This is a genomic window from Streptomyces sp. NPDC044061, assembly GCF_056434305.1.
Genome location: NZ_JBWKFL010000135.1, coordinates 1 through 4,025 on the forward strand (window position 1 = coordinate 1; position 4,025 = coordinate 4,025).

At 71.9% G+C, this 4,025-nt stretch carries 4 protein-coding genes; all 4 read left to right on the forward strand.

What is annotated here, in order from left to right; genetic code table 11:
• Window positions 1-314: 314 nt before the first annotated feature.
• The gene (locus AC07CM_RS50440) at window positions 315-743 is read left to right on the forward strand and encodes a hypothetical protein (RefSeq protein ID WP_478883292.1); all 429 of its coding nucleotides are present in this window, start codon (window positions 315-317) and stop codon (window positions 741-743) included.
• A 378-nt stretch (window positions 744-1,121) separates the two neighbouring features.
• A complete protein-coding gene (locus tag AC07CM_RS50445) occupies window positions 1,122-1,571 on the forward strand; it encodes a hypothetical protein (RefSeq protein WP_478883293.1) in 450 nt (149 codons plus the stop codon).
• 477 nt (window positions 1,572-2,048) lie between these two features.
• Window positions 2,049-2,267, forward strand: coding sequence for a hypothetical protein (locus AC07CM_RS50450; protein WP_478883294.1), 219 nt, complete (start codon window positions 2,049-2,051; stop codon window positions 2,265-2,267).
• Between the two features lie 298 nt (window positions 2,268-2,565).
• Window positions 2,566-3,216, forward strand: coding sequence for a hypothetical protein (locus AC07CM_RS50455; RefSeq protein WP_478883295.1), 651 nt, complete (start codon window positions 2,566-2,568; stop codon window positions 3,214-3,216).
• Window positions 3,217-4,025 lie beyond the last annotated feature (809 nt).

Below are 4,025 nucleotides of genomic sequence, written 5' to 3' on the forward strand. Positions count from 1 at the left end.
GCCAACCAGGCAACGGCTGAACGAACGAACCGCACACTACTTCAACCTGCCCTGACCAGCTGATCAGCACCTGCCGCACAGCGGGGGAACCTCAGACAGCCTCTGACCACCCCCGCCCGCCAGGGCACGACCGGAACCGAAACGTGGAAAAGCTGGGCAGACCAGCGGCTACCGCCTGCCCAACCACGACCACCGCCCCGAATCCGGCTCACACACCACTCAGAAGATCACCCATCAACCATGTCGGTGGATCGAGGCTAAGGCCACTGCCGGGCACTGTCGCCGCACCCCACCCGTCGAGAAGGAGCCTGAACATGCCGAAACCCGAGCTTGCAGCCCGTATCCGTAGCGCGATCCTCACCCGCCCCGCCCACTACGACCCCACCGCCTGGCTCGGCGGAATCACCCTCCTCCACCCCGACACCCCGACCCACGAGACCGACCCGCTCTGCCGAACCACCCTGTGCGTCGCCGGATACGCCGCCCACTTCACCGGCCACACCCTCGAAGTCGTCAACGACTCGTCCGACTCCCACGGCAGCAGCGCCACCCACACCGTCGCCTACAAGCCCGGCAGCGAGCCGCGACCCGTCTGGATCATCGCCCAGCAGGAGCCGCACCTGACCGGCAACGACGCCGGACGGCTCTTCGCCTCCTGTGCCAAGGCCTCCACCGTGCTCGCCGCGCTCGCCCAACTCGCGGGCGGCGCAACCCGCATCGACTGGGACGCACTCCGGCAGTAGCCGCCCGCCACTGTGCCGCACCGGGTCCCCGCCCCAGCCATCCGAGACCTGGTTCGCGCCACCAGCCGCCGCTGAGCACCACAGCTGCGAGCACAACCGGAGAGCGTGAAAAGTGCCAGAGGTGTACGGCAACCGACCTCCTCCCACCTCGTCGGCTAGACCCGTAGACCCGTTCGCATGCGTCGCCTGACCCGGCCCACGCCCGCCCCAACTCCTACGGCCCCGCCCCCGGTACTTCCCGGGTGCGGGGCTGTCCGCCTTCCCGCGCCCGCGTCGCGCGTCGCGCGTTGCGCGCTGGTCGCCGTGTTGCCCGGCTAACCCCCCACCCCCACACGGTCACTCCCGTCAACCAGCCTCACCCCGACGGGAGTACCCGCCATGACGACTGCCCTGCGCCGCCACACCGTCACCGCCCGCATCGACACCACCAAGCCCCCCGCCCTGGCTGCGGCCGTGTACACCGGCACCGTCTACATGAACACCGCCCGCGGCAACTTCGACGGCTACCAGCCTCACCACCCGCTCGCCGAGGTCACCCACCCCGACGGCCATCCCCTGCGCCTGACCTTCCACGCCAGCGAGCGCATCCGCACCCACGAGGCCGCCGCCGACGCCGCCTTCGCCGTCGGCAACCGCCAGGGGGCCGACGACAACGGCCAGAGCTGGCCCGCCGATGTCCGCTCCGTTTCCACCGGCGACGTCATCAAGGTCACCGGCCCCGACCACTGGATCATCTACCTCAGCGTCGACCCCGCCGGAGCCTCCCCGGTCCCGGAGCCCACCACCCTGGTCAACCTCGCCGGTACCCGCCACACCAGCCGCCACTGACCCGCCTCGCTCCCGGCCGCGCTCCCGGCCCCGTCCTGCACCGCCCAGGCGGGGCCGTCCGACTGCCGCCACGCTGGCCGGACTTTCGCCTTCACACTCCTCGCGTTCGCGGCGTTCCCTGGCCACCACCTGACGGACCGTCCCGGGTCCAGGCCGGCCTCCCCGTACCGCGACTCCCGAACAAGCCCGCCGCACCACTGGGGCGCCACACCACCCGGTCCGGCGCGGCACCCACACCACCGACACCGCACCCCCGCGTACCGCGCCACCGGCCGCGCTCGCGGCCGGGTGCCCCCTTCTTCCCGACGTCGAGAGGCGAGTACCACGCAGATGAGGACCGCTGGCAACACCTTCTTTCCCAACCGGTTCGCCGAGCACCGGCATGGCTGCACGGCATGCACCACTGCCGCGGCCTCGGCCACGATCGCCGAGGACGTCGAGCGGCGCTGCCTAGAGGGTCGACGCCTGTCTGCATGGATGGACACCCGTCACATCGGCACATGGATGGGTCCGTATCCGCCGTCGCGGCCGCAGGACACCCGCACCTTCCTCTGGTCCCGATGCACACGGTGCGGCTGGTCCGCGTGCTTCCTGGAGGACCGGCAGGCAATGGAGCACACCATGGCCGTGCAGGACCACGCCCGCGACGCCTGCGCGCCAGATGGCCAGTTGCTGTTGCCGACCGAGGGGCCGTGACCCATCGACGCGTACACCCGCGTCGCCGTGCCCAGGCGAGGCCGCCTGCACGCCCACCCCACATCCGGGTGGGTGGCTGCTCCTTCTCGCCCCCCTGCCGTCACCGGCCGGGCGGGCCCGCCCCCGCTCCCCACCCCGGCTCGCCCGTGCGCGGCGGCCGGCCGCCCGGCTGCACCGCGTCTGTGCGGGGTGTTCACTCCGGGGTTGTGCGGGCCGAGCTGGGTGTTGCCCCGGCTTGCTGCCGCCCCTCGCAGGGTCTGGCCCGTCAACCAGCCCTGCGTGAAGGGAAGTTCCCGCCATGACGATTCTCGTGACCCCCCACCCGTACGCCGTCACCGCCCGCGTCACCACCGCACCCGCCGTGCCTGGCACGCCGCCCCCGGCCCACCACACGCCGACCGGCCCGCAACGAGACGCCTTCACCGTCACCGCCTACCTGAACGCCGCCCCTGACCACTTCCGTGGCTTACCGGCCCAGTCACACGGTCGCCGAGGCCACCCGTCCCGACGGCAGCCCCCTACGCCTGACGTTCACCCTCGGCCGGGCGAGCAGCGCGCCCACCAGGCCGCCACTGCGGCGTTCTACGTCGGTAACCGTCACACCAGCGATGACCACGGCCAGACCTGGCCCGCCGACGTCCGTCTGCTCGCCACGGGCGACGTCCTGCGCGTCACCGCACCCGGCGGTGAGAGCAGTCACCTCGCCATCGCCTCACCGGCCTTCGCCACCGTCACGCCGCCCACCGACCACATCCATCTCGCCGCCGCCAGCGCATCATCACGCCGCGCGTTTTGGTGGCAGCCCGACCACCTCGCGGCGGCCGGCGTCCTCGTCGGCTACCTCATGGCGAAGGGCACCGCGTTCGACCATCCCTCCGGTATGGGCGCGACCACCCTCTTGCGTCTGCGTCTGCCCGGCGGTGATCTACTGGCCCGGCCGGGCCAGTGACTGGTGCACGCCGACAGCGATCACTGGCAGGTGATCGACGCCCGCACCTTCGCAGGCGGCCAGCCCTCCTAGCCCACCCTCTGGCATCCCGCCGTCCAATCCCCGGCGCCCCGTACTACTCGGCCCCGCCCCTCGTCCCGGCCCGATGTCACCCCGGACCGCGCGCCCGGGCGGGGCCGCCCCGCGCGCCTGCCCGGGCCCGCTCTGCTGTGGCTGTGGGTGGTGGGTGTTGCCCGGCTAACCGCCTGCCGTCACACGGTCCCTGGCGTCCCCCCCGGTACGCCGAACAGAGTTCCGCCGTGACGACCGCCCCGCCCGCCGTGACGACTGCCCTGTCCCGCCCCCACACCGTCGTCGCCCGCCAGCCCGTACCCGCTACCGCTTCCGCTTCCGCCGTCCCCGCCCGCGTGCCTGCCCCTGTGGAGACCCCTTCCGTCGTTCCCGCCCGTGTTCCTGCCGGGGCTGCGCCGGTGGCCTATGAAGGGCCGCGTATCGCCGCCGCCGACTTCTTCACCCACGCCCGTTCCGGCCGCGCGCTGACGACCCTTCCGCCGTTCACCGGACTTCTTCCAGGAGGCCCCGGCCTTCAGGCCGGGGAGGAATGGATCCTCGGACCGGAGCCGCGCAGCGGCGGAGTTCTCTTCGCATCTGTTCTGACCTGCTCTTTCTTGATATGATCAAGCCAAGTTCGGTTTGATCGGCGGGAGTTGGGCGTGAGTGGTGTGGAGGGGGCCGGGTTTGCCCGGTATACCTACCGGCTGCGTGTGTCGGCGACCGCCCGGTCTGGACTCGAAGCCGAGTGGGACCGC